This is a genomic window from Nonomuraea endophytica, from assembly GCF_014203235.1.
Taxonomy (GTDB): Bacteria; Actinomycetota; Actinomycetes; order Streptosporangiales; family Streptosporangiaceae; genus Nonomuraea; species Nonomuraea endophytica.
Window position 1 is genome coordinate 319,006 of record NZ_JACHIN010000008.1, and the last position, 21,726, is coordinate 340,731.

Below are 21,726 nucleotides of genomic sequence, written 5' to 3' on the forward strand. Positions count from 1 at the left end.
TCAGAAGCTGTGGGCAGAGGCGGGCTTGGCCACCTGGTCGAGGGTGGAGCCGAACAGCTCGTCGTCCGGGCCTTTGCGGACGAAGCGCGCGATCAGCACGTAATCCACGACCGCCAGCGTGCCGAGCACCAACGTGAACCCGACGAAGGAGATCAACACGACGGCGGCCGGGAGATCGGAGACGGCCTTGTCCGTGGTCAGCAGGCCGTAGACGGTCCACGGCTGACGGCCCACCTCGCGCACCAGCCAGCCGGAGATCACCGCGACGAACGGCAGCGGGACCATGATCAGGAGCACGTAGAGGGGGACGCGCAGCCGTACCACCCAGTTGCGGAACAGCAGGATGAGGCAGACGAGCAGGATGAGCGCCATGACGAAGGCGCTGTTCATCATGATCTGGTACGGCACGCCGATCCACCCAGGCGGCGCCCAGTCACCGGGCCCGAACTGCTGCTCCATGGCCTGTTGCGCCGCCACCATCCGTTCCGGCTCGCCGTACATCTGGGCGAGCTTGGCCGGTTGGGTCTGCTCGATCACGACCTCCTGCAGGAAGCCCCAGTGGATGATCGAGAACGCGCCGATCGGGGCGGCGATCAGCCCCCAGCGCATCGACCGGCGGAAGACCTCCACCTCCTGGGTGCGCTTGATGAAGTGATAGGCGCTGATCCCGGCCACGAACAGCCCGCCGGCCAGCACGGCAGCGGAGATCACGTGCAGCAGCGTGTCGATGAGGTTGCTGTTGGCCAGAAGCGCGCCGAAGTCGGTGAGGTAGGCCTGGTCGCCGCGCATCTCGTAGCCCACCGGATGCTGCAGGAACGCGTTCGCGACCATGATCCAGAAGGCGGAGGCGTAGGCGGTGAGCGCCACCAGCCAGATCAACGCCAGATGGACGCCCTTGCGGATCCGGTCCCAGCCGAAGATCCACATGCCGAGGAAGGTGGCCTCGGCGACGAAAGCGATGAGCGTCTCCAGGGCCAGCGGCACGCCGAAGACGTTGCCGGTCACCTTCGAAAGGCCGCTCCAGTTCAGCCCGAACTGGAACTCCATCACCAGGCCCGTGACGATGCCGACCGCGTAGTTGACGACGTAGATCTTGCCCCAGAACTTCGTCATGCGGCGATAGACCGGGTTCCCGGTGATCGTGTAAGCGGTCTGCATGCCCGCCACGAACAGCACCAGCCCCAGCGTCAGCGTGACGAAGAGGAAGTGGATCGAGGTCGTTGTCGCGAACTGCAGCCTCGACAACAGCAGGTTGTCCATGGTTCACCAGCCTGTCAGTCCTGGTCGGAAGGGGGCGTCCGCCGCAGGGAGGCTTCTGCGCCTACCCCGGCGGACGCAGTGGGCGGGGCCGTCTACTCCCCCGGCTGTAGGCGGCTGTTGACCAGGTCGATGAACTCGCTGGGCAGCTTCACGCCGCCGACCTCGTCGTCGCCGAGCTTGACGCCGAACTCGCGCTCGACGCGCACGGTCATCTCCAGTACGGCCAGCGAGTCGTAGTCGAGGTCGCCGAAGGGCGTGTCGAGGATGTCGCCGTCCAGGTCGACGGCGTCTCCCTCACCCGCGGCCTCCCTCATGATGCGCCGCAGGTCGTCCAGGGTGAACACGGTCATGGTCGCTCCCTTTCTTGGGTGGGGTGGGCAGTTTGAGCAGCAGGGTGGCCAGCAGCCCGGCGCCCGCGCAGACGGCGGCGGCGAGCAGGACCAGCGTGAGCGCCGAGCCGTAGCCGCCGGTGACGGCCGTGCGCAGCGCCTCGGGCAGCGCGCTGACCGTCTCCGGGTCGCCGGCGGCTGTCACGGCCCGGGTGAGCTGGTCCTCCGGCACGCGGGCGGCCAGTTCGGCCCCGAGCCTCGCCTGGAAGGCGCCGCTGAGCGCGGCCAGGCCGAGCGTGCCGCCGAGCTGGCGGCTGAGCGACTGCAGCCCGATCGCCGAGCCGAGGTCCCGGCGGGGCGCGTGGTTCATCACGGCCACGGAGTAGACCTGGAAGATCAACGCCAGCCCGACGCCGAACACCAGCGCGCCGGCCAGCATCGCCGCGCCCTCCGCCACCGCCAGCGCGACCAGCCCGCCGGTCAGCAGCACGCCGCCGAGCACGGCGAACAGCTGGGGCCGTCCGGCGCGGGCCATGAACGAGCTGAGGCCCAGCGAGACGATCAGCGACCCGGCGGTGAGCGGCATGAGCGCCAGCCCGGCGCCGGTCGCCGACTCGCCGCGGGCCACCATGAGCAGCGGCAGGAAGGTTACCGCCGCGAACATCGTGAGACCGGTGACGAGGCCCTGGACGTTCGCGACCACGAGCACCGGGTCGCGGAACAGCCGGAGCGGGATGATGGGCTGCTCGGCCCGCCGTTCCACCCGCAGCCAGGCGATCACCAGCACGATCGCGGCCGCGCCGAGACCGACGACGACCGGCGAGCCCCACGCGTACGCGCCGCCGGCCCAGCTGCTGACCAGCACCAGGCAGGTGCAGACGCCGCCGAGCAGCGCCGCGCCCAGGTAGTCGATGCGCACCCGCGTCTCGGGCCTGGGCAGCAGCCGGGTCCTGGCGATGAGCGCGACCGAGATCAGCGCCACGGGCACGGTCAGCCAGAACGTCCAGCGCCAGTTGATCCAGTCGGTGATGAGGCCGCCCAGGAACGGGCTGATCGCCGCCGAGGCGTTGAGCGTGGTGGCGAACCAGATCTGGTAGCGCATCCGCTGCTCGGGGCTGAGCAGCTCGGCGTAAATGGCCATGGCCGAGACCATGAGGCCGCCCGCGCCGACGCCCTGGACGATGCGGAACAGCACCAGCTGCGGCATCGACTGGGCCAGCGCGCACAACACCGACCCGACGGTCAGCAGGCCCAGCGCCAGCATGAACACCTGCTTGCGGCCGAGGACGTCGCTGAGCTTGCCGTACAGCGGGGTGGTGACGGTGGAGGCGAGCACCGCGCCGGTGGTGACCCAGGCGAACAGGTCCAGCCGCCCGAACTCGCCCACGATCGCGGGCATCGCGGTCGCGGTGATGTTGAGGTCCACCATCGCCAGGAACTGCGCCAGCGCCACGGCGACCAGCGGCAGCGCCACGCCCTGGCGGCGGGTCCCGGCGCTCACCACGGCCGTTCCTCCTCCTCCGCGCGTTCCTCCTCGGGCGCGGGGAACCAGATCCAGAACACTCCGGCCTTGGCGATCTGCTCCAGCAGGTGCATGACCACTCCCCTCACCGCGTCGCCCGGCACAGGACGCGCGCCAGCGCGTCCGGCAGTTCTTCCGGCGAGCTGCCGCGCCAGGCCACGATCCCGTCCGGCCGCACCAGCACCGCCCCGTCCCGCTCCACGCCGTAGCGCGCGGCCCACTCAGGCGCCCGCACGACGTGCACCTCCAGATCCGGTACGGCCGCGCGCCACCGTTCACCGGATGAGGCGGTCAGCAGGCACGGCTCCCGCCCGAACAGGTCGAGCGTCGAGCGGCCGTCACCCAGCGGGACATGCGGCGCCCTGGTGCCCGGCTCGCCCGTGGGCTCGGCGTACTCGCCCTCGCCGTAGCGGAAGCCCAGCGTGAGCGTCAGGTCGTCGAGCAGCCCCGCGTCGGCGGGCGGGCGGCCGAAGCCGGTTCCCGAGGTGACCCTGCGCAGGCACTGCTCGACGGTGAACTCCCCCACCGGGGCGCGCTCGGCCTCGTAGGTGTCGAGCAGCTCGGGTCCGGCCTTGCCGCGCAGCACGTGGGCGAGCTTCCAGGCCAGGTTGTGGGCGTCCTGGATGCCGGTGCTCGCGCCGAAGCCGCCCACTGGTGGCATCACGTGGACCGCGTCTCCGGCGAGGAACACGCGGCCTTCGCCGTACCGGGTGGCCGACAGCGCCGACAGCTCCCACGACTGGGTGTCGAGGATGCGCACCGGCAGGCCCGGCGCCCCGATCGCCGCCCTGACCAGCTGGACGCAGCGCGGCCACGGGTAGTCGGCCGAGCTCTGGCCCTTGGCCGGGTCGTACTGGATGTAGAACGTTCCCTGCGTGAGCGTGTCGTCGTGGACGAGCAGCCCTTCGACGGTGTCGTTGACCACCTGGCAGATGGCGAAGCGGCGCTCGCCCAGGTACTCGCGCAGGTCGGCCTTGAACACGATGCTGAGCTGGCGCAGCAGCGCCGGCGTGCCCTTGAGCTCGATGCCGAGGCGCTGCCTGACGCGGCTGCGCACCCCGTCGGCGCCGATCAGGTACCTGGCCCTGATCCGTTCAGCCGAGCCGTCGGCACGGCTGCGCACGGTCGCGGTGACGCCGTCGCCGTCCTGCTCGAAGGCCGACAGCTCGACGCCGAAGTCGACCCGCGCGCCCAGCTCCACCGCGTGCTCGCGCAGCAGCGGCTCCAGCCGGTCCTGGCTGCACAGCGCCCACGGCGACGGGCTGAGCCGGTCGAGGTCGGTGGCGGTGGGCAAGTCGGCGCGGAACATCTCCTTGCCGGTCAGGCTCTCCACCCGGGCCCGCATCGTGTGCCCGGCGAAACCCTTGCTGGCTTCCAGTACGGCCGGCTCCAGCCCGACCTGGCGCAGCAGTTCGACCGCGCGCGGGTTGAATCCGCGCGCCCTCGGATGGATGGACAGGTCGGCGCGGCGCTCCACCACCCGGCAGGAGACGCCGTGCCAGGCCAGGAAGGCGGCGGCCGACAGGCCGACCACGCCGCCGCCGACGATCAGGACCTCGGTCTCGTTCATGGCTTGCGGGCGGTGATGAGCGTGTTGTGCGTGCCGAGCTCGGCCTCGGTCAGCCCGGTGAACCCGGCTTTCTCCAGCCAGGAGCGGCAGTCGGCACGCGTGTACTCGGAGCCGTGCGGCGTGACCATCAGCATGTTGAGGCTGGTCAGCAGCGCTCCCGCCGGGCCCTGGCGGTCGTCGTCGATCATCGGGTCGCAGATCAGCAGCACGCCGCCGGACGGCAGCGCGGAGAAGGCGGCGGCCACGAGCTGCTCGCGCTCGCTCACCCCCCAGTCGTGCAGCACGTGGCTCATGACCAGCGCCTGCGCGCCCGGCATCGGGTCCTCGAAGAAGTTGCCCGGGTGGAAGGTGATCTTCCCGGAGAGCCCGAGCTGGGTCATGTGCTCGTGGAAGACCGGCTCGACGCCGGGCAGGTCCATGACGCCCGCCTCGACGTGCGGGTGACCGCGCAGGATCGCCGCGGCCAGGTTGCCGCGCGCCCCGCCCACGTCGACCACCGAGGTGACCGTGGACCAGTCGAACGCCTCGGCCAGCACCGGGCCGATCATGCCGTTGAGGTAGTCCATGCCGGCGGTGAAGTTCCGCCAGGCCGCCGTGGTGCGGTACTGCTCGGTGAACATCTGCGCGCCGGAGCCCCACCGGTTCTGCGGCTCGCCGGTGCGCAGGGCGTCGATGAGCTGGTTCCAGCGGGCGTCCGCGGCGTTCAGGAAGGCGCCCACGTAGGAGGCGCGGTCGGAGTTGAGGTAGTGCTCGGCCAGCGGGGTGTTGTGGTAGACCTCGCCCTCGCGGCTGAGCACGCCGAGCGCGACGAGCGTGTCGAAGAAGTCGCGGGCGCCGCGTGGATGCAGTTCCAGGCGTTTGGCCAGTTCGTCGGAGGAGGCTGGCGCGCCGGACAGGGTGGTGAAGACGCCGAGCTCGGCCGCCGTCAGCACCGTCTTGCGGCTGAAGTAGGCCGTGCCGAGACGCCACAGCGGCTCTGCGCTGACGGCTGGCGCGGTCATCTCGCTGGTCATACGGGACCTCCATCGGTGGTGAGCTGGAAGGACTGGTTTGCGGGGCCCGGTCGCAACCGGGCGGTGATGCGGGTGCGGGCCAGCGCGAGCGCGGCCGCGACGAGAAGGGGCAGGATCGTGAGCGCGAGGAAGTAGCCGGGCCCGGGGCCCTGCGCGGCCTGCGGTCCGGCGCCGCCGGGCATGGCCAGCCGCGCCAGCTGGCCGCCGACGACGGCGCCGACCGCCCCGGCCAGCCACCACAGCCCCATGAGCTGGCTGGTGGCCCCGGCCGGCGCGACCATGGCGGTCACCCCGAGCCCGACCGTGCCGATGATCAGTTCGGCGATCGACAGCGTCAGGTAGACCACGACCAGCCACAACGGCGAGGCCGCCGGGCTCTGCGCGGCGAAGACCATGAGCAGGAAGCTGCCGGCCGCGATCACCAGCCCCGCCGCCAGCTTCACCGGTACGGCCAGCCGCCCCGCCGGCCCGCCCCACACCCGCGCCAGCACCGGCGCGGCCAGCAGCACGAACAGCGGGTGCAGCGACTGGAACCAGCTCGCCGGCACCAGGAACCCGCCCACCTGCCGGTCGGTCGAGACCGCCGCGAAGTGGTTGAGCACCGAGTTGCTCTGGCTGACCAGCAGGAACAGCACGGTCGTGGTGAGGAAGACCCAGGCGTAGGCGCGCAGCCGTACCCGTTCGCCGGCTGAGGCCCGTTTCAGGATCATCCGTGAGTACGGCAGCGGCGCGACGAGCACCAGCAGACCCACCACCGCCACGAGCAGCTCCACCCGGAGCACCCCTTGGACGGCGGCGGCGACCAGCCCCGCCGCCACGACGGCCACCACCACGGCGCTCCACAACCGCAGGCGGCGCAGGGTGGCCGGGTCGGCGGGCTGGCCGGGCTCGCGCCCCAGCTCGCCGAAGTGCCTGCGGCCCCGGGCGAAGACGGCGATGCCGATGCCCATCCCGATCGCGGCGGTGCCGAAGCCGAGATGCCAGTCGACGGTCTCGCCCACGAAGCCGGTGATCAGCGGCGCGAGCAGCGCGCCGACCTGGATGCTGACGAAGAAGACGGAGAACGCCGCCTCCCGCTCGGCCGCCTGGCCGGGCGGATAGAAGGAGCCGAGCAGCGCGGAAAGGTTGGGTTTGAGCAGGCCGGTGCCGGCCGCGATGAACGTGATGCCGAGGTAGAACGTCGCCTCGGCCGGGATCACCAGCGTGAGGTGCCCGCAGGCGATGAGGATCGCGCCGTAAAGGACCGCGCGCTGCTGCCCGAAGACCCGGTCGCCCAGCCAGCCGCCCGGCACCGAGGCGACGAACGTGGCCGAGATGTAGAGCCCGACCAGGGCGCCCGCACCGCCGGGAGGCATGCCGAGCCCGTCGGGACTGGTCGCGTAGAGGAAGAGGATGGCCATCATCCCGAAGAAGCTGAATCGCTCCCACAGGTCGGTCATGAACAGCGTGCTGAACCAGCGCGGCTGTCGCCAGGGAAGCAGCGATGGCGCCATGGGCATCCACTCCCGTCGCTCGGGGGCCGGTCCGTCGGCAGCGATGCTGGCACCCGGATCTTGTGCCGGGTTTGTGTCTCCTTGGTGCCCGAGTCGTCTCCAGCACGGCTCAACGTCCGCACGACGGCCGCCCGGTATGGCTGGGGGATGCGCAGATTCCCCTTCGTCCCCCGCTGCCCCGGCGAGCCGGCGCCCGAGTTCGAGCAGCTCAGGCGGGAGGAGCCGGTGAGCAAGGTGACCTTCCCGACCGGCGACACCGCCTGGCTGGTCACCACCTACGAGGACAACAAGACCGTGATGGGCGACCAGCGCTTCAGCCGGGCCCACACCACCCGGCCGGGCGCGCCCCGCCTCCAGCCGATTCCGCCGGACCCGAACTCGATGTTCAGCATGGACCCGCCGGAGCACACGCGGCTGCGCCGGCTGGTCTCACCGGCCTTCAACAACCGCAGGACCGCCGCGCTGCGCCCGGTCATCGAGCGCGAGGTGGACCTGCTCGTCGCCGCGCTGAAGGAGACCGGGCCGCCCGCCGACCTGGTCTCGCTGTTCGCCAGGCGGCTGCCGATCACCGTCATCTGCGAGTTGCTCGGCGTGCCTGCCGCCGACCGCGACACCATCGCGGGCTTCGTGGACGTGCTGCTCAGCCTCACCCAGTACCCGCCGGAGCAGGTCGCGGCCACCCGGGCCGAGCTCAAGCGCTACCTGGCCGGGCTGATCGCCGACCGGCGCGCCGACCCGCGCGACGACCTGGTCAGCGAGCTGATCGCCATGCGCGACTCCGGCGACCGGCTCAGCGAGGACGAACTGGTCATGCTCGGCGCCACCGTGCTGACCGGCGGCTTCCTCAGCACCGCCAGCGAGATCGCGCTGTCGTTCCTGTGCCTGTTCCGCCATCCCGCCGAGCTGGAACGGCTGCGCGCCGACCCCGGCCTCCTGCCGACCGCCGTGGACGAACTGCTGCGCTACAACGCCCTCACCACCGGCGGCGGCCTCCTGCGGATCGCCACCGAGGACGTGAAGCTGGGCAACGTGACCATCGCCGCCGGCGAGGCCGTGCTGCCCGCGATCTCCTCCGCCAACCGGGACCCGAGCGTCTTCCACGACCCGGACCTGTTCGACGTCGGCCGCGAGGACAACCCGCACCTCACCTTCGGCCACGGCATGCACTACTGCCTAGGGGCCCGGCTGGCCCGGCTGGAGCTGGAGATCGCGCTGGCCGGGATGTTGCGCGGCCTGCCTGAGGTACGGCTGGCCGTACCGGTGGAGGAGCTGCGCCCGCAGGGCGGACACCTCATCCGCGGGCTGCCCGAACTGCCCGTGACCTGGTGAGGGTGTTCTTCAGAGCCTTCTGCGGGGCGTGACCAGGCCGGACTCGAAGGCGATCACCACGAGCTGGGCCCGGTCGCGCGCGCTCAGCTTGATCATGGCCCGGCTGACGTGGGTCTTGGCGGTCGCCGGGCTGACCACCATGCGCTCGGCGATCTCCTTGTTGGACAGGCCCGCGGCGACCAGCGCGACCACCTCGCGCTCGCGGTCGGTCAGCACGTCCAGCTCGGGCGTCGGGCGGTCCTCGGTCGACTTGGCGGCGTACTCGTCGATCAGGCGCCTGGTCACGCCGGGGGTGAGCAGCGCCTCGCCCCCGGCCACCACCCGTATCGCCTGCAGCAGCATGGCCGGCTCGGTGTCCTTGACCAGGAAGCCGCTGGCCCCGGCGCGCAGGCTCTTGAAGACGTACTCGTCCAGCTCGAAGGTGGTCAGGATGACCACGCGCACCCCGTCCAGGCGCGGGTTCTCGGCGATGCGGCGGGTGGCCTCGATGCCGTCCATCTCCGGCATGCGCACGTCCATGAGGACCACGTCGGGCCTCAACGTCGCGGCCAGCTCCAGCGCGCGGCGGCCGTCGCTGGCCTCGCCGACGACCTCGATGTCCGGTTCGAAGTGCAGCAGCGCCCGCAGGCCCGCCCTGATCAGCGGCTGGTCGTCGGCCAGCACCACCCGGATCACGCCGCCAGCCCCCTCACCGGCAGCCGGGCGGCCACCAGGAAACCGCCGCCCGGCGCGGGGCCCGCGTCGAAGGCGCCGTTCAGCGATACCGCGCGCTCGCGCATGCCCACCAGTCCGTTCCCCTCCCCGGGCGTGCCGCCCACGCCGTCGTCGCGCACCTCCACCAGCAGCTCGCCGCCCGAACAGCGCACCGACACCTCGGCGCGGGCCGCCCCGGCATGTTTGATGATATTGGTCAGAGCTTCCTGAACAATCCGGTAAACCGCTAGATCTACGGATTTCGGGAGTGCTGGGCAGTCGGCGGGCAACGTCAGATCCACTTCGACGCCGCCGGATCTGGCCCGCCGTACCAGCTCGGGAAGGCGGTCCATCCCCGGTGCGGGCGCGAGCGGCTCTTCACCCTCGTCCACGTCGCGCAGCACCCCGAGCGCGCCCCGCAGCTCCACCAGGACCTCCTTGCTCACCCGGCGGATGTCGCCGAGCGCCCGGCGGGCCTGCTCGGGATCGCGGTCGATGAGGTGCTCGGAGACGCCCGCCTGCAGATTGATCACCGAGATGCTGTGGGCCAGCAGGTCGTGCAGTTCGCGGGCGATGCGCAGGCGCTCCTCGGTCACCCGTCGCCTGGCCTCCTCCTCGCGGGCGTGCTCGGCCTGGGCGACCCGCTCGCGCTCGGCGATCAACTGCTCGCGGCGGTTGCGCGACATCTCGCCCAGGATGAGGATCGCGGCCAGCCAGGTCACGAACCACACCGTGCCCTGCACACCCGGCGGGCGGGTGCCGAACCAGCCCAGCATCAGCGTGCCCGCCAGCCAGACCAGCGCGCCCGCTCCCCCGAGCCTGCGGTAACCGGCGCTCATCACCGTGAACAACGCGATCGACGGCGGGATCGTCGAAGCTCCGCCGGGGAAGTCGAGACCCTGGTATACCAGTGCACCGGCGACGACCGCCGCCACGGCCATGGCCGGCGCCCGCTGCAGGAGCAGCAGCGGCAGCGACATCGCCGTCAGCAGCACGAAGCCCAGCCACAGCGGCAGCGGGCCGGGCGGCGACTCCCGGGCGATGAAGACGGTCCCCACGATCGTGACCGCGATGACCGCCACCACCTGCGCGACGTCCATCGGGATTCGGCGGATCATACGCAACACTGTAGGCGCTAACCAACGCCACTCGACTGGGCCTGGAAGTCCGCACCAACGGGCTTTGGCAGTGTTGCGGGCATGAAGATCACCGCTAGTGATGTCGTCCCCAACAGGCGCAGAGGCGGCGACATCCGGGTCCTGCTCAGCCCGAAGACCGTGCGGAGCACCTCGGGCTTCATGGGGGTGCTCAGGCTCGCGCCCGGCGAGTTCGTGGCCGAGCACTACCATCCCCACTCCGAGGAGTTCCTTTACGTCGTCCGAGGCACGCTCACCATGCGCGTGGAGGACGAGTCGGTCGAGCTCGGCCCCGGCGACAGCCTGATGGTGCCCATCGGCGCCAAGCACCGGCTCGTCAACACCGGCGCCGAAGAAGGCGAGGCCGTCTTCCACCTCAGCCCGCTCGCCCCCCGTCCGGAACTCGGCCATGTCGACACCGAGGAGCCGCCCCACGCTCACGAGTCCTCCCCCCAGGTAGGCGGGGCGCGGCTGTGAGACGCCGGGTCGTGATCACCGGGATCGGCATGGTCACACCGGGAGGTGTGGGCACCAAGGCCACCTGGGAGATGCTCACCGCCGGACGTTCGGCCACCCGCCTCATCAAGGCCTTCGACGCGAGCGCCTTCCGCTCGGCGCTGGCCGCCGAGGTCGACTTCGACCCCGCCGCCGCGGGGCTCACCGCCCGCCAGGTACGCAGGATGGACCGCGCCGCCCAGTTCGCCGTCGTCAGCGCCCGCGAGGCGCTGGCCGACAGCGGCCTGCCGGAGGTGGACCCCGGCCGGATCGGGGTCAGCCTCGGCAGCGCGGTCGGGTGCACGGTCAGCCTCGAAGAGGAGTACGTCGTGCTCAGCGACGCCGGCAAGCGCTGGCTGCTCGACCACGAGTACGGCGTCCCCCACCTGTACGGGCACATGGTGCCGAGCACGCTGGCCGTCGAGGTCGCCTGGGAGGCCGGGGCCGAAGGTCCCGTGCAGCTCGTCTCCAACGGGTGCACCTCAGGGCTCGACGCCGTCGGGTACGGCGCGCAGCTCGTCGCCGAAGGCACCGTGGACGTGGCGATCGCCGGAGCCACCGACGCGCCCGTCTCACCGATCACCGTCGCGTGCTTCGACGCGATCAAGGCCACCACCGCCGACACCAGCGACCCCGCCGCCGCCTCCCGGCCCTTCGACCGGACGCGCAGCGGGTTCGTGCTCGGGGAGGGCGCGGCCGTACTCGTGCTGGAAGAGCTCGAAGCCGCACGGGCGCGCGGCGCGCACATCTACGCCGAAGTGGCCGGATACGCCGCGCGCAGCAACGCCTTCCACATGACCGGGCTCAAGCCCGACGGCAGGGAGATGGCCGAGGCCATCACCGTCGCCCTCGGCGAGGCCCGGCTCGACCCCACCGCCGTGGACTACATCAACGCCCACGGCTCGGGGACCAAGCAGAACGACCGCCACGAGACCGCCGCCTTCAAGCGCAGTCTCGGGCAACACGCCTATGAAGTGCCGGTCAGCTCGATCAAGTCGATGGTCGGACACTCGCTCGGGGCGATCGGCGCGATCGAGGTCGCCGCCTCCGCCCTCGCGATCGAGCACCAGATCGTCCCGCCCACGGCGAACTTGCACCACCCCGACCCGGAATGCGACCTGGACTACGTACCGCTGACGGCCCGCGACCACAGGACCGACGTGGTGCTGAGCGTCGGCAGCGGGTTCGGGGGGTTCCAGACCGCCATGGTGCTGGCCAAGCACGAGAAGGGAGATTCGTGAGGGAACGCCTCGGCGTCACGGGCATCGGCGTGGTCGCCCCGAACGGCACCACCACCGAAGATTACTGGGCGGCCACGCTCGCCGGCCGCAGCGGCATCGGCCCGATCACCAGGTTCGACCCCGCCTCCTACCCGGCGCGGCTGGCCGGCGAGGTGCGCGGGTTCACCGCGCGCGAACTGCTGCCCAGCCGGATCACCACCCAGACCGACCACTGGACCCACATGGGCCTCGTGGCCGCCGACCGCGCCCTCGCCGACGCGGGGGTACGGCTGGCCGACCTGCCCGAGTACGAGATGACCGTCGTGACCGCGAGTTCGTCCGGCGGGACGGAGTTCGGGCAGAAGGAGATGACCGGGCTCTGGGGCAAGGGGCCCGACCACGTGGGCGCCTATCAGTCGATCGCGTGGTTCTACGCGGCGTCCACGGGACAGATCTCGATCCGCAACGGGATGCGTGGCCCCTGCGCGGCGATCGCCACCGAGCAGGCGGGCGGACTGGACGCGGTCGGGCAGGCGCGGCGGATGCTGCGCTCGGGGGCCCGGCTGGCGTTGGTCGGAGGGACTGACGCCTCCCTGTGCCCGTACGGATTGGTGGCCCAGCTGTCCAACGGCGGGTTGAGCACCCAATCTGATGCTTCTCGGGCGTATGTGCCGTTTGACGAGAAGGCATGTGGCTATGTGCCCGGTGAGGGCGGCGCGATGTTCACCGTAGAGCGCATCGACGGTGAACGCGAACCGATTTATGGCTATATAGCGGGATATGCCGCGACATTTGACCCTCCCCCGGAGCGGGAACGCCCACCCACGCTCGCCCGCGCCATCACCCGCGCCCTGGAGGACGCGGGACTGCGTCCGGACGAGATCGACGTCGTGTTCGCCGACGCCATGGGCCTGCCCGCCGCGGACCGGGCCGAAGCGGATGCGCTGAACGCTATTTTCGGCCCCCACAAAGTGCCGGTTACTGCGCCCAAAACCATGACCGGCCGTCTTTACGCCGGGGGCGCGGCATTAGACGTGGCAACAGCCCTGCTCAGCATGCGTGATGGTGTGATCCCGCCGACAGTGGGAACGACAGACCCCGTGCGATCTCTCGGTCTCGACCTCGTCCTCGGACGGCCCCGCGAGCGCACCCTGCGCACAGCCTTGGTGGTGGCCCGCGGATTCGGCGGCTTCAACGCCGCCCTCGTGCTCACCAAGTGAATCGGGGAGCAGACAATACCAACACGGAATTGACAGCGCAACCAGACTTTCGACCGTTGCCATTCCTTGCCGGGTCTGCTTATTCTGAGTCAACTCCCATGCCAAATCGAAGATGGGCGGCGGCTTGCCTCCGCCCGTCTCCATGCGCTTCGATCCGCATTCAACGGGGTAGGTAAAATGCTGGAGTTCAAAGTTCTGGGGGCACTGGAAGTCCTTGAAAACGGCCGTGTATGCACACCCACACCGCCCAAAGTCCTGCGCGTCCTGGCGCTCCTGCTACTGCGCGCCAACCGCGTCGTCCCCATCGAGACCCTGGTCGAGGAACTGTGGGGCGACAACCCCGCAAGGACCGCGGTCACGACCACACAGACGTACATCTACCAGGTAAGGAAGCTCATCGACCGCGACCGGTCGGGCACCGACGAGGAACTGCTCGTCACCAAGTGGCCCGGCTACATGCTCCGGCTCCCCGCGGGGGCGCTGGACGCAGACAAGTTCGAGGCACTCGTCACACGAGGCCGCACGCACCTGGAGCAGGGCCGCGCGGCAGAGGCGGCGCCGATATTGCACCAAGCGCTGAATTTGTGGACCGACTTACCGCTGGCGAATGTCCCGCAAGGCACCATTCTGGCGACGCACACGCAAAGCCTAATGGAACAACGGCTACGCGCGATCGAACTACGCATCCAAGCGGACAGCCAATTGGGCCGCCACGTGGAACTCATCGGGGAGCTGCGCGAGCTGATAGCTGAGTACCCATTCAATGAATGGTTGCACGAGCAGCTGATTTCCGCGTTGAATCACGCCGGACGGCGAAGTGACGCCCTGCTGGCATACCAAGAGATTCGGTCTACATTGCACACGGAACTGGGCCTGGAACCATCAACCCAGCTCCAGCGCCTGCAGCACGAGGTCCTGTCCAACCAACCGGTCCGGGTACCCAGGCTGAAAGCCTAGCCGAAACGCCGGCCGTACCGGCGGGACGTCAGGATTCCGTGCAATCCCGCAACACCCCGCGCGAGCGCCCCCTCGCGCACCCCAACCGAACACCCGGGAGTCAAAGCTCCAAACGACCCCCGCAAACACAGAACCACCCGCACAAGACCCACGGCAAGACCCGCGCAGCGCCCCCGCACCCCCCACCGCGACCAGCGCCCAGCGCACCGTTGTTGCCAACAACCCACAAGCACCCCCTTGACGCAAGCACCCCCTTGACGCGAGCGCCCCTCGCACCAGCCCCTCGCCGGCCCTTCCGCGAGCACCGCACGCCACGCAAGCACCGCGCACCACGCGAGCTCACCCGCACAGACCAGCCCGGCCAGTCGCCCGGCCACGCACGCCCCGCGACACCGCCGCACGCGCTCCCCCGCCGCGGCCGCCCCCGGCAACCCGCAGCTCGCGCTCCGCGCCATGGCCTTGCCAGCACTTCCCGCTCACTGGCACCTCCGGGCACGATCCCGCCCTCGCGCAGCCCACTTCCCCCGCGAGTGATCCCGCGTGACGTTGGCCGCGCATCCCACGCGACGCGCTATGCATGCGGTGCTCCTGCGACCTATACGCGTGAGACCTCTCGGCGTAACGCAAGACAGTTCCCCCGCGGGACGGGTGCGACCCCGAGCGGAGACACCCCATGAGCGACTCCCAGACCCGCCCATGGGGTGCCCGGCGCGAGACGCAGGCGTCATCCCGCGCGCGGACCGAGTTGGACGCGCGACTCCCCGGTGGAAGGCGCCCAGCCCGGAAGCAAGGCGAAAGGCGTGGCCCCCGCAACGCAGGGAGGGAGGCCGGGACCACGCCAGTCGACAGCGCCGTAGCGCCACTCGGCGGCGTGGCTCCCGCAGCAGAGTCCACGCACCAAGGTTGAACCGCCGCGTGCGCGTCCCACTGCGCGCAGGGACGCACACACGGCAGATCTGCCTCGGGCAGGGAGGGGGTGGACTTAGCCGAAATCCTGCCCGAGAGCCCTCAAAGGGCGTGGCCCCCGCAGGGGTGCAACGTTGAAATGACCTGCGGGAACCACTCCACCCGGCCGAGTCGCCGAGGAGTCTGCGGCAGCCGCAGACGGGTACCGGGCCGCGGCGCCCCGCCCACGACTGCCCATGGGCCATGAGAACGGCCCATAGTGCGCGCCGGACCTATGAGGTCTCCAGGCGCGTCACGTCTTGCGAACCATGTCGCGTTGGTGTGGGGTCCCAAACGAGACACCGAGGATCCGCGTCCCCGCGGGGCCTTCGGTGGAGTCGCCCCGCGGGGACAGCCCGACAAACCTTCGGGAGCCGCGGGCGGTGCCCCTGCGGCTAGACACCGCCCGCGACCACCCATGGGTCCGACACCGACCCATGGCGCGCCAGAACCAAGGGGAACTGTGACGAGTTCCGGCGCAAGCGTAAGAGAGGTCCAACTACTCCCCCGCCCGAAGTCGAGGGCGCAGGCGATTCCCAGCAACGTCGAGCATCACGTCAGTGCTCTTCCCACAGCCGTCCTCAGCGGCCGCGGGCGGTGTCCCCCGCGCTGGAGCACCACCGCCCGCGACCACCCATGGGTCCGACACCGACCCATGGCGCACCAGAACCCAAGGGGATGAAGGGGTTCCGGCGCCGCGTAAGAGAAGACCAATGCTTCTGAAGCCGCCGACTCACCGTGCTGTCTCAACGACCAAGCACCGTCAGTGTGCCTCCCCGTTCAGCAGGTGCGTCCATATCTCATTCGTCTTCGCCGCAGGAAACCACGTCGACTCATGCACGATCACCTGCTTCCTCTCCTGCGTGTAACGCCGTATGAACCGCAACCCGCCGCCCTGGCAGAGCTCGTAGTACACCCTCCGGCAGCAGCACGTATGGTCTTTGACCCGCACCCGGTCCGCCCGAGGAACCGCGAGATCCCAGTCGATCTTCAGCGCCCCGGGCTGTGCGGGAGCCGGATGAGGTGACATGCACTGCCGCTCTTCCAGCACGTCTTTAGAATACGTCTAGTTGTATCTGCACGTCTAGTGAGATCGCTTGATCCGTCTATTCAGTAGGAGCGTTATGTAGGGGCTCGTACCTGTTCGTCTATCTTGCGGATGTGATCGACTACGACGGCGACACCCACGTCTACATCCAGATCGCGGAGGTTCTGCGCCACCGTGCCGCGGAGCTCACCGCTGGGCAGCCGATGCCGAGTGAGGCTGATATCCAGCAGGAGTTCGGGGTTGCCAGGACCACGGCTCGGCGGGCGATCCACATGCTGCGCGAAGAAGGGCTGATCTACACGGTCCAAGGCGAGGGGACGTTCGTCGGGGCGCCCGAAGATGCGCCTCGGGCCGCACGCAAGACGCCGCTCTACCGGCAGATCGCGCATGATCTGCGGGAGCGGATCAAGTCCGGGCAGCTTCAGCCGCGCAGGCCGGTTCCGGCTGAGTCGACCATTCAGCAGCAGTACGACGTGGCACGCGAGACGGTCAGGCGGGCCATGGCGTTGCTGCGGGAGGAGGGCTGGATCTATACCGTTCCGGCTCGGGGCAGTTTCGTGTCGCCTGAGGACGACTGGCCTGCTAAGCGGTGACCAGGCTTATGTACAGGCAGACGACTTCTGTGTCGTCTTCCACGTGCTGTCCCTCGCCTGCCCAGTAGCGGCGGTGGACGTCGCGCCAGTGCTCGATCGAGCGGTAGCCTTCGCCTTCCGCCTGTGCGAACTCCCAGGTCACTGCGGCGAACGGCACCACTTCCAGGGAGGTCACTGACACCTCGCCTACCCGGCCGCCGTCGTCGTCCACCAGGACGAGGTGTTCGCCGACGTGCTCCAGGTCCTCGCCCTCGGCTCGGTAGTCGGATTCCACGAGCCCGGCCGTGGCGGTCTTGGCGCCGGACAGGACGAGGCCGTTGAGTTCGGCGCGCAGCGGGCCGGGGGTGCCGAGGTCCAGCACTCTGAGGCCGTCGATTCTTCCCCACATAGTGGGACTCAGCATAGGTGTGAGGAACGCACTGGGGGTGGTGATGGCTGCCTCTGGGATGGGTGGGCGCGCCGCCGTACCGTCTGGGCATGGTCGGATGGTGCATCGCGGTGCTCGGCGCGGCCATGCTGGCCGCGCCGAGCACCCAGGCGGCGGGCGGGTACATCTGCGTGACGGGCGAGTTCAGCCAGGGGCGGGTGAGCGCGGAGAACTGTGCGGGAAATGGGCTGCGGGACGTCACGGTGATCATCTGGTACGGCGACGCCGGCACCTACACCTGCCGAAACGCCACCTTCTACCCCCTGGCCTCCCACCTGGAGGCCACGGGCTGCGCCGTCTAGGAGCCCAGGGCGTCGATCAGGTCGCGGATGGCGGTGCGGTGGTCGCCGGGGCGCCAGGCGAGGGCGAGTTCGCAGGGGGACAGTCCGGTGACCGGGATGGTGGCGATTCCTGGCCGCCGGTAGATCTCGGCGTTGCCGGCGGCGAGCAGGACGACGGCGTTGCTGCTCTCCAGCGCGGCGAAGGTCTCCTCGGCGTTCGTCACGGTCGCGCAGATCACCGGTGGCCGCCCGCCGCGCTCGTCGGTCGCGAGCCAGAAGTCGCGCAGCGGGCCGGCGCTTTCGGGGAGTGCCAGGAACGCGTCGTCCAGGAGTTCGGTGAAGTCGACTTCGTCGCGCTCGGCCAGGCGGTGCTCCTGCCGGAACGCGACCCAGCGCGGCTCGCGGGCGACGACCCGGATGTTGAGATCGTCCTGGCCGGGGATCGGCAGCCAGACGAACGCCACGTCCACCTCGCCCTCGGCCAGGCCGGCCGTGGCGTCGGTCCAGTTGACCTGGCGAAACCGGAGCTCGCAGCTCGGGCGGCGGGTGGTGAACCGCTCCCGGATCGCGGCGAGGAAGCCGCGGCCGACGCTGGTGGACATGCCCACGGTCAGCCGTGCGGTCTCGGCCGCGGCGGCGTCGCCGACGGCGCGCTGGGCCTCGTCCCATCGCTGGAGCAGTTCGCGGGCGATCGGCAGCAGAGCCTCGCCGGGCGCCGTGAGCCGCACCGCGCGCCGGTTCCGGTCGAACAGCCGTACCCGCATCAGATCTTCGAGCTGGCGGATCTGCTTGCTGAGCGTCGGCTGCGCGATGAACAGGCGTTCGGCCGCGCGGGTGAAGCTGAGCTCCTCCGCCACGGCGACGAAATATCTCATGTCCCGCAGATGAGCATCCATAGCCGTTGACTATTACAGCAGCTATTGGACGTGCGGTGAAGGTCCGTTCCATCATTACGCCCCATGAGCACCACTGAGGATCGTCTGGCGATCATCGAGACCTGCACCCGGATGGCATGGCACACCGACCAGCGCGAGTGGGAGCGCCTGGCGGAGGTGTTCGCGGACTCGGTGACCCTGGACTACACCAGCCTGAACGGCGGCGAGCCCGCCGTGCTGACGCCCGCGCAGATCGTCGGGGCGTGGTCGGGCCTGCTCGGCGCGTTCGACGCCACGCAGCACCTGGTGACGAACCACCTGGTGACCGTCGACGACAACACCGCGGTCTGCACGGCGTCGTTCCAGGCCACACACCGCCTCGCCAATCCGTACGGCTCGCCGTTGTGGACGCTGGGCGGCACATACCGCTTCGATCTGGTCCGGTCGGACAGCGCGTGGAAGATCAACGGGGTGGTGATGACCGCCACCTGGGCCGACGGCAACAAGGACCTGCTGGCGCTGGCGGCCGGATGATCGCCCTCGTGACCGGCGGCAACCGGGGCATCGGCCGGGAGGTCTGCCTGCAGCTGGCGGAGCTGGGCCACACGGTCCTGCTCGGCTCCCGGTCGCCGGTCGCCGAGGAGCTCGGCGGCGACATCGTCCCGCTGCGTCTCGACGTCACCTCCGCCGCGGACATCGCGCAGGTGGCGGCCACCGTCTCCGAGCGGTACGGCCGGCTGGACGCCCTGGTCAACAACGCCGCCATCGCCTACGACACGTGGCAGAGCGCGGCGTCCGCCGACCTGGACGCGGTCCGCGAGGCCGCAGAGACGAACCTCTACGGCCCGTGGCGGCTGACCCAGGCGTTGCTGCCGCTCCTGCGCGAGAGCGCGCACCCCCGGATCGTCAACGTGTCCAGCGAGGCCGCCTCGCTGACCAACATGGGCGGCGGCACGCCCGCGTACGGCACCACCAAGGTGGCGCTCAACGCCCTGACCCGCATGCTCGCGGCCGAGCTCCGCGCTGACGGCGTCCTGGTGAACGCGATCTGCCCGGGCTGGGTCGCGACCGACATGGGAGGGCCGGGTGGCCGTCCGGTCGCCGCGGGCGCGGCCGGCGTCGTCTGGGCGGCCACGCTCCCCGACGACGGCCCGACCGGCGGATTCTTCCGCGACGGCCGTCCCCTTCCCTGGTAAACCCTTTGCGAGGTTCAAAGAAATGATCTTGGTTACGGGCGCCACCGGCAACGTCGGCGCCGAAGTGGTCCGCGCCCTGGTGGCGGGCGGTGCACCCGTCCGTGCTCTGGTACGCGGCGCCGTACCCCTCAAGGAGGACGTCGAGGCGGTGACCGGCGACCTCAACCGGCCGGAGAGAATGACCGAAGCCCTGGCCGGGACCCGAGCGGTGTTCCTGCTTCCCGGGTACGAGAACCTGCCGGGCCTGCTGGCCGAAGCCCGCCGGGCAGGCGTGGAACAGGTCGTGCTGCTGTCCGGCGGCTCGGCCGGGAGCGGCGACCTGACCAACGCGGTCACCCGCTACATGGCCGCGTCCGAGTCCGCCGTGCGGGAATCCGGGCTGCCCTGGACGATTCTGCGGCCATCCGCGTTCATGTCGAATGCTTTGCGCTGGTTGCCGCAACTCCGGGAAGGTGACCGGGTGCGGGTCGCCTTCCCGGATGTCCGGACGGCGAGCGTCGACCCGTACGACATCGGGAACGTGGCCGCCCGCGCGCTGCTGTCGGAGGACTACCGGGGCCAGATCCTCCGGCCGACCGGGCCGGTCGCGATGACACCCGCCGAGCAGGTCGCCGTGCTGGCCGAGGTGCTCGGCCGCGATCTGGAGTTCGTCGGCCTGACGAACGAGGAGGCGCGCGCCGACCTGCTCGCCACCATGCCGGCCGAGTACGTGGACGCGTTCTTCGACTTCTACGTGACCGGCTCGCTCGACGAGTCGATCGTCCGCCCGGACGTCCGCGACGTCACCGGCCGCGAGCCCCGCACGTTCACGGAGTGGGCCGAGGCCCACGACTTCCGCCGAGGTCCCGGATGAACCGCCTGCTCGCCATGAGCGTCGCCTGCGCGATCGTCGCGGTGGCCTGCTCGAACAACGACAAGCCCGCCAACCCCGGACGCTTCGCCTCCCCCAACCCGGGTTCGGTCAACACGTACTGGATCCAGGCGCCGGACGGCCTGGTCCTCATCGACACCCTGCGCACGCCGGACGACGCGCGTAAGGCGGTGGCGGAGATCAAGAAGACCGGCACCCCGGTCGCCGCCATCCTGCTCACCCATTCCCATCCCGACCATGTGGGCGGTGCGGGCGCGTTCGACGAGGCATTCCCCGATGCTCCCATTTACGCGTCCAAATCGACCGACACGACGATGCGGCAGGACAAGCGGGGCTTCTACCCGTTGGCCCGATCCGCGAACCCGGCCTTCCCCGCCAAGCTCACCTACGCCGACCGGACCTTCGAGGACGGCGCGCCGTTGCAGGTAGGCGGCCTCCGCTTCGAGACCGCCACGTTCGCCCACGGCGAGTCCGACACCGCGACGGTCTACTACCGTCCCGACACCGGCGACCTCTACTCCGGCGACCTGGCGACCGCCAAGGTCACGCCCGCGCTGATCGAGGGCACCAGCTGCGGCTGGCTCCAAGCTCTCGACCACCTGGACAAGCGCTTCCCCGCTGCCAGGACGATCTACCCAGGGCATGGAGCCGCAGGCCCGGCCCGCACGCTGATCTCCGACCAGCGCGGCTATCTCCAGCGGTTCCGCGGGCTGGTCCGTCCGGCGGTCGCCCCGGACTCGCCTGAGAGTGGGACGGTCAGCCCCAGCGAGCAGAAGTCGATCATCGACGAGCTGGAGCGCGCCTACCCCGGCTATCCGCCGGTCGCGGACCTTCCGACCATCGCGCAGGAGAACATCAAGGCCGTCGCGCGGGAACTGACCACCGGGAATCCCGCATGCGCGTCCGAACAAGGCACGGCCGGGCTTTCAGCCCCCGTAAGCGCATATGTCACCGCGGTCAACGAGGGAAACCTCGACGCGCTGGCCCAGGCGTTCGCCGAGGACGCGGAGCTCGTCGACGTCGGGCGGCGGTTCGAGGGCCGCGCCGCGATCCGCGCCTGGGCCGAGGCCGAGGTGATCGGCGGCAAGCTGACCGTCACCAGGGTCACCGAGAACCGTCCCGGCTACCAGCGCCTCCTGGTGCGCTTCGCCCCCGGCGGCCAGGGCGGCTTCGCCGCCAACTACGCCTTCACGGTGAACGGCTCATCCATCACCAAAGCCGAACTGACCTACGCGAACTGACGAGGAGCTCTT

21 protein-coding genes are annotated in these 21,726 nt (G+C 70.2%); 11 read left to right on the forward strand and 10 right to left on the reverse strand.

Annotated elements, in window-relative coordinates:
• The 6 genes from HNR40_RS29260 to HNR40_RS29285 all read right to left on the reverse strand — a co-directional run bounded on the left by HNR40_RS29260 (window position 1) and on the right by HNR40_RS29285 (window position 7,187).
• On the reverse strand, window positions 1-1,260 hold the full coding sequence (locus HNR40_RS29260; protein WP_184966915.1) for a cytochrome ubiquinol oxidase subunit I: 1,260 nt from the start codon (window positions 1,258-1,260) through the stop codon (window positions 1-3).
• 92 nt (window positions 1,261-1,352) lie between these two features.
• Window positions 1,353-1,610 (reverse strand): acyl carrier protein, encoded by a 258-nt coding sequence (locus HNR40_RS29265; protein WP_184966917.1) that lies wholly within the window; start codon window positions 1,608-1,610, stop codon window positions 1,353-1,355.
• Window positions 1,555-3,090: an MFS transporter gene (locus tag HNR40_RS29270; protein ID WP_184966921.1), complete on the reverse strand. Its 1,536-nt coding sequence runs from the start codon at window positions 3,088-3,090 to the stop codon at window positions 1,555-1,557. Before HNR40_RS29270 ends, HNR40_RS29265 begins: the two co-directional genes overlap by 56 nt.
• A gap of 106 nt (window positions 3,091-3,196) precedes the next feature.
• The gene (locus HNR40_RS29275; RefSeq protein ID WP_184966923.1) at window positions 3,197-4,681 is read right to left on the reverse strand and encodes an FAD-dependent monooxygenase; all 1,485 of its coding nucleotides are present in this window, start codon (window positions 4,679-4,681) and stop codon (window positions 3,197-3,199) included.
• On the reverse strand, window positions 4,678-5,694 hold the full coding sequence (locus HNR40_RS29280) for a methyltransferase (RefSeq protein ID WP_184966925.1): 1,017 nt from the start codon (window positions 5,692-5,694) through the stop codon (window positions 4,678-4,680). The genes HNR40_RS29275 and HNR40_RS29280 overlap by 4 nt, the downstream gene beginning before the upstream one ends.
• Window positions 5,691-7,187 (reverse strand): peptide MFS transporter, encoded by a 1,497-nt coding sequence (locus tag HNR40_RS29285; RefSeq protein WP_184966927.1) that lies wholly within the window; start codon window positions 7,185-7,187, stop codon window positions 5,691-5,693. The genes HNR40_RS29280 and HNR40_RS29285 overlap by 4 nt, the downstream gene beginning before the upstream one ends.
• Before the next feature lie 147 nt (window positions 7,188-7,334).
• On the opposite strand from HNR40_RS29285, the gene HNR40_RS29290 reads away from it, so the two are divergent.
• Window positions 7,335-8,516: a cytochrome P450 gene (locus tag HNR40_RS29290; RefSeq protein ID WP_184966929.1), complete on the forward strand. Its 1,182-nt coding sequence runs from the start codon at window positions 7,335-7,337 to the stop codon at window positions 8,514-8,516.
• A 9-nt stretch (window positions 8,517-8,525) separates the two neighbouring features.
• Here HNR40_RS29290 and HNR40_RS29295 read toward each other — a convergent pair whose 3' ends face one another.
• Both HNR40_RS29295 and HNR40_RS29300 read right to left on the reverse strand, forming a co-directional pair.
• Window positions 8,526-9,191: a response regulator gene (locus HNR40_RS29295; protein ID WP_184966931.1), complete on the reverse strand. Its 666-nt coding sequence runs from the start codon at window positions 9,189-9,191 to the stop codon at window positions 8,526-8,528.
• A complete protein-coding gene (locus HNR40_RS29300) occupies window positions 9,188-10,327 on the reverse strand; it encodes a sensor histidine kinase (protein ID WP_184966933.1) in 1,140 nt (379 codons plus the stop codon). Before HNR40_RS29300 ends, HNR40_RS29295 begins: the two co-directional genes overlap by 4 nt.
• 81 nt (window positions 10,328-10,408) lie before the next feature.
• On the opposite strand from HNR40_RS29300, the gene HNR40_RS29305 reads away from it, so the two are divergent.
• The 5 genes from HNR40_RS29305 to HNR40_RS29325 all read left to right on the forward strand — a co-directional run bounded on the left by HNR40_RS29305 (window position 10,409) and on the right by HNR40_RS29325 (window position 16,823).
• Window positions 10,409-10,822 carry a cupin domain-containing protein gene (locus tag HNR40_RS29305; RefSeq protein WP_184966935.1) on the forward strand — a complete coding sequence of 138 codons (414 nt, stop codon included), beginning with the start codon at window positions 10,409-10,411 and terminating at the stop codon, window positions 10,820-10,822.
• Window positions 10,819-12,081 carry a beta-ketoacyl-[acyl-carrier-protein] synthase family protein gene (locus HNR40_RS29310; RefSeq protein ID WP_184966937.1) on the forward strand — a complete coding sequence of 421 codons (1,263 nt, stop codon included), beginning with the start codon at window positions 10,819-10,821 and terminating at the stop codon, window positions 12,079-12,081. The genes HNR40_RS29305 and HNR40_RS29310 overlap by 4 nt, the downstream gene beginning before the upstream one ends.
• Window positions 12,078-13,280 (forward strand): ketosynthase chain-length factor, encoded by a 1,203-nt coding sequence (locus tag HNR40_RS29315; protein ID WP_184966939.1) that lies wholly within the window; start codon window positions 12,078-12,080, stop codon window positions 13,278-13,280. Before HNR40_RS29310 ends, HNR40_RS29315 begins: the two co-directional genes overlap by 4 nt.
• A 177-nt stretch (window positions 13,281-13,457) precedes the next feature.
• Window positions 13,458-14,237 (forward strand): AfsR/SARP family transcriptional regulator, encoded by a 780-nt coding sequence (locus HNR40_RS29320; RefSeq protein WP_184966941.1) that lies wholly within the window; start codon window positions 13,458-13,460, stop codon window positions 14,235-14,237.
• Window positions 14,238-16,343: 2,106 nt separating this feature from the next.
• Window positions 16,344-16,823, forward strand: a complete 480-nt coding sequence (locus HNR40_RS29325) for a GntR family transcriptional regulator (RefSeq protein WP_184966943.1) — start codon at window positions 16,344-16,346, stop codon at window positions 16,821-16,823.
• Here HNR40_RS29325 and HNR40_RS29330 read toward each other — a convergent pair.
• Window positions 16,813-17,211, reverse strand: coding sequence for an ASCH domain-containing protein (locus tag HNR40_RS29330; protein WP_184966945.1), 399 nt, complete (start codon window positions 17,209-17,211; stop codon window positions 16,813-16,815). The two genes, HNR40_RS29325 and HNR40_RS29330, sit on opposite strands and share 11 nt — an antisense overlap.
• Window positions 17,212-17,300: 89 nt before the next feature.
• Between HNR40_RS29330 and HNR40_RS29335 the strand changes: the two genes are divergently transcribed.
• Window positions 17,301-17,552 (forward strand): immunoglobulin domain-containing protein, encoded by a 252-nt coding sequence (locus HNR40_RS29335; RefSeq protein ID WP_184966947.1) that lies wholly within the window; start codon window positions 17,301-17,303, stop codon window positions 17,550-17,552.
• Here HNR40_RS29335 and HNR40_RS29340 read toward each other — a convergent pair.
• Complete coding sequence (locus HNR40_RS29340; RefSeq protein ID WP_221340953.1) at window positions 17,549-18,406, reverse strand: LysR family transcriptional regulator; 858 nt, start codon at window positions 18,404-18,406, stop codon at window positions 17,549-17,551. The genes HNR40_RS29335 and HNR40_RS29340 overlap by 4 nt on opposite strands.
• Before the next feature lie 84 nt (window positions 18,407-18,490).
• Here HNR40_RS29340 and HNR40_RS29345 point away from each other — a divergent pair, with 84 nt between their 5' ends.
• From HNR40_RS29345 to HNR40_RS29360, 4 genes are read left to right on the forward strand one after another with little or no spacing between them, the layout of a single operon-like run.
• Window positions 18,491-18,940 (forward strand): nuclear transport factor 2 family protein, encoded by a 450-nt coding sequence (locus tag HNR40_RS29345; RefSeq protein WP_184966951.1) that lies wholly within the window; start codon window positions 18,491-18,493, stop codon window positions 18,938-18,940.
• Window positions 18,937-19,602, forward strand: coding sequence for an SDR family NAD(P)-dependent oxidoreductase (locus HNR40_RS29350; protein WP_184966953.1), 666 nt, complete (start codon window positions 18,937-18,939; stop codon window positions 19,600-19,602). The genes HNR40_RS29345 and HNR40_RS29350 overlap by 4 nt, the downstream gene beginning before the upstream one ends.
• 22 nt (window positions 19,603-19,624) lie before the next feature.
• Window positions 19,625-20,455 carry an NAD(P)H-binding protein gene (locus HNR40_RS29355; protein WP_184966955.1) on the forward strand — a complete coding sequence of 277 codons (831 nt, stop codon included), beginning with the start codon at window positions 19,625-19,627 and terminating at the stop codon, window positions 20,453-20,455.
• Window positions 20,452-21,714 carry an MBL fold metallo-hydrolase gene (locus HNR40_RS29360; RefSeq protein WP_184966957.1) on the forward strand — a complete coding sequence of 421 codons (1,263 nt, stop codon included), beginning with the start codon at window positions 20,452-20,454 and terminating at the stop codon, window positions 21,712-21,714. Before HNR40_RS29355 ends, HNR40_RS29360 begins: the two co-directional genes overlap by 4 nt.
• Window positions 21,715-21,726: the final 12 nt, after the last annotated feature.

What these genes read in the sequence shown, in the direction of transcription:
- HNR40_RS29280 (WP_184966925.1), bottom strand. Translation starts at nt 5,694, where the DNA reads ATGACCAGCGAGATGACCGCGCCAGCCGTCAGCGCAGAGCCGCTGTGG.
- HNR40_RS29265 (WP_184966917.1), bottom strand. Translation starts at nt 1,610, where the DNA reads ATGACCGTGTTCACCCTGGACGACCTGCGGCGCATCATGAGGGAGGCC.
- HNR40_RS29305 (WP_184966935.1), top strand. Translation starts at nt 10,409, where the DNA reads ATGAAGATCACCGCTAGTGATGTCGTCCCCAACAGGCGCAGAGGCGGC.
- HNR40_RS29275 (WP_184966923.1), bottom strand. Translation starts at nt 4,681, where the DNA reads ATGAACGAGACCGAGGTCCTGATCGTCGGCGGCGGCGTGGTCGGCCTG.
- HNR40_RS29285 (WP_184966927.1), bottom strand. Translation starts at nt 7,187, where the DNA reads ATGGCGCCATCGCTGCTTCCCTGGCGACAGCCGCGCTGGTTCAGCACG.
- HNR40_RS29345 (WP_184966951.1), top strand. Translation starts at nt 18,491, where the DNA reads ATGAGCACCACTGAGGATCGTCTGGCGATCATCGAGACCTGCACCCGG.
- HNR40_RS29360 (WP_184966957.1), top strand. Translation starts at nt 20,452, where the DNA reads ATGAACCGCCTGCTCGCCATGAGCGTCGCCTGCGCGATCGTCGCGGTG.
- HNR40_RS29320 (WP_184966941.1), top strand. Translation starts at nt 13,458, where the DNA reads ATGCTGGAGTTCAAAGTTCTGGGGGCACTGGAAGTCCTTGAAAACGGC.
- HNR40_RS29300 (WP_184966933.1), bottom strand. Translation starts at nt 10,327, where the DNA reads ATGATCCGCCGAATCCCGATGGACGTCGCGCAGGTGGTGGCGGTCATC.
- HNR40_RS29355 (WP_184966955.1), top strand. Translation starts at nt 19,625, where the DNA reads ATGATCTTGGTTACGGGCGCCACCGGCAACGTCGGCGCCGAAGTGGTC.
- HNR40_RS29330 (WP_184966945.1), bottom strand. Translation starts at nt 17,211, where the DNA reads ATGTGGGGAAGAATCGACGGCCTCAGAGTGCTGGACCTCGGCACCCCC.
- HNR40_RS29340 (WP_221340953.1), bottom strand. Translation starts at nt 18,406, where the DNA reads ATGAGATATTTCGTCGCCGTGGCGGAGGAGCTCAGCTTCACCCGCGCG.
- HNR40_RS29335 (WP_184966947.1), top strand. Translation starts at nt 17,301, where the DNA reads ATGGTCGGATGGTGCATCGCGGTGCTCGGCGCGGCCATGCTGGCCGCG.
- HNR40_RS29290 (WP_184966929.1), top strand. Translation starts at nt 7,335, where the DNA reads ATGCGCAGATTCCCCTTCGTCCCCCGCTGCCCCGGCGAGCCGGCGCCC.
- HNR40_RS29350 (WP_184966953.1), top strand. Translation starts at nt 18,937, where the DNA reads ATGATCGCCCTCGTGACCGGCGGCAACCGGGGCATCGGCCGGGAGGTC.
- HNR40_RS29260 (WP_184966915.1), bottom strand. Translation starts at nt 1,260, where the DNA reads ATGGACAACCTGCTGTTGTCGAGGCTGCAGTTCGCGACAACGACCTCG.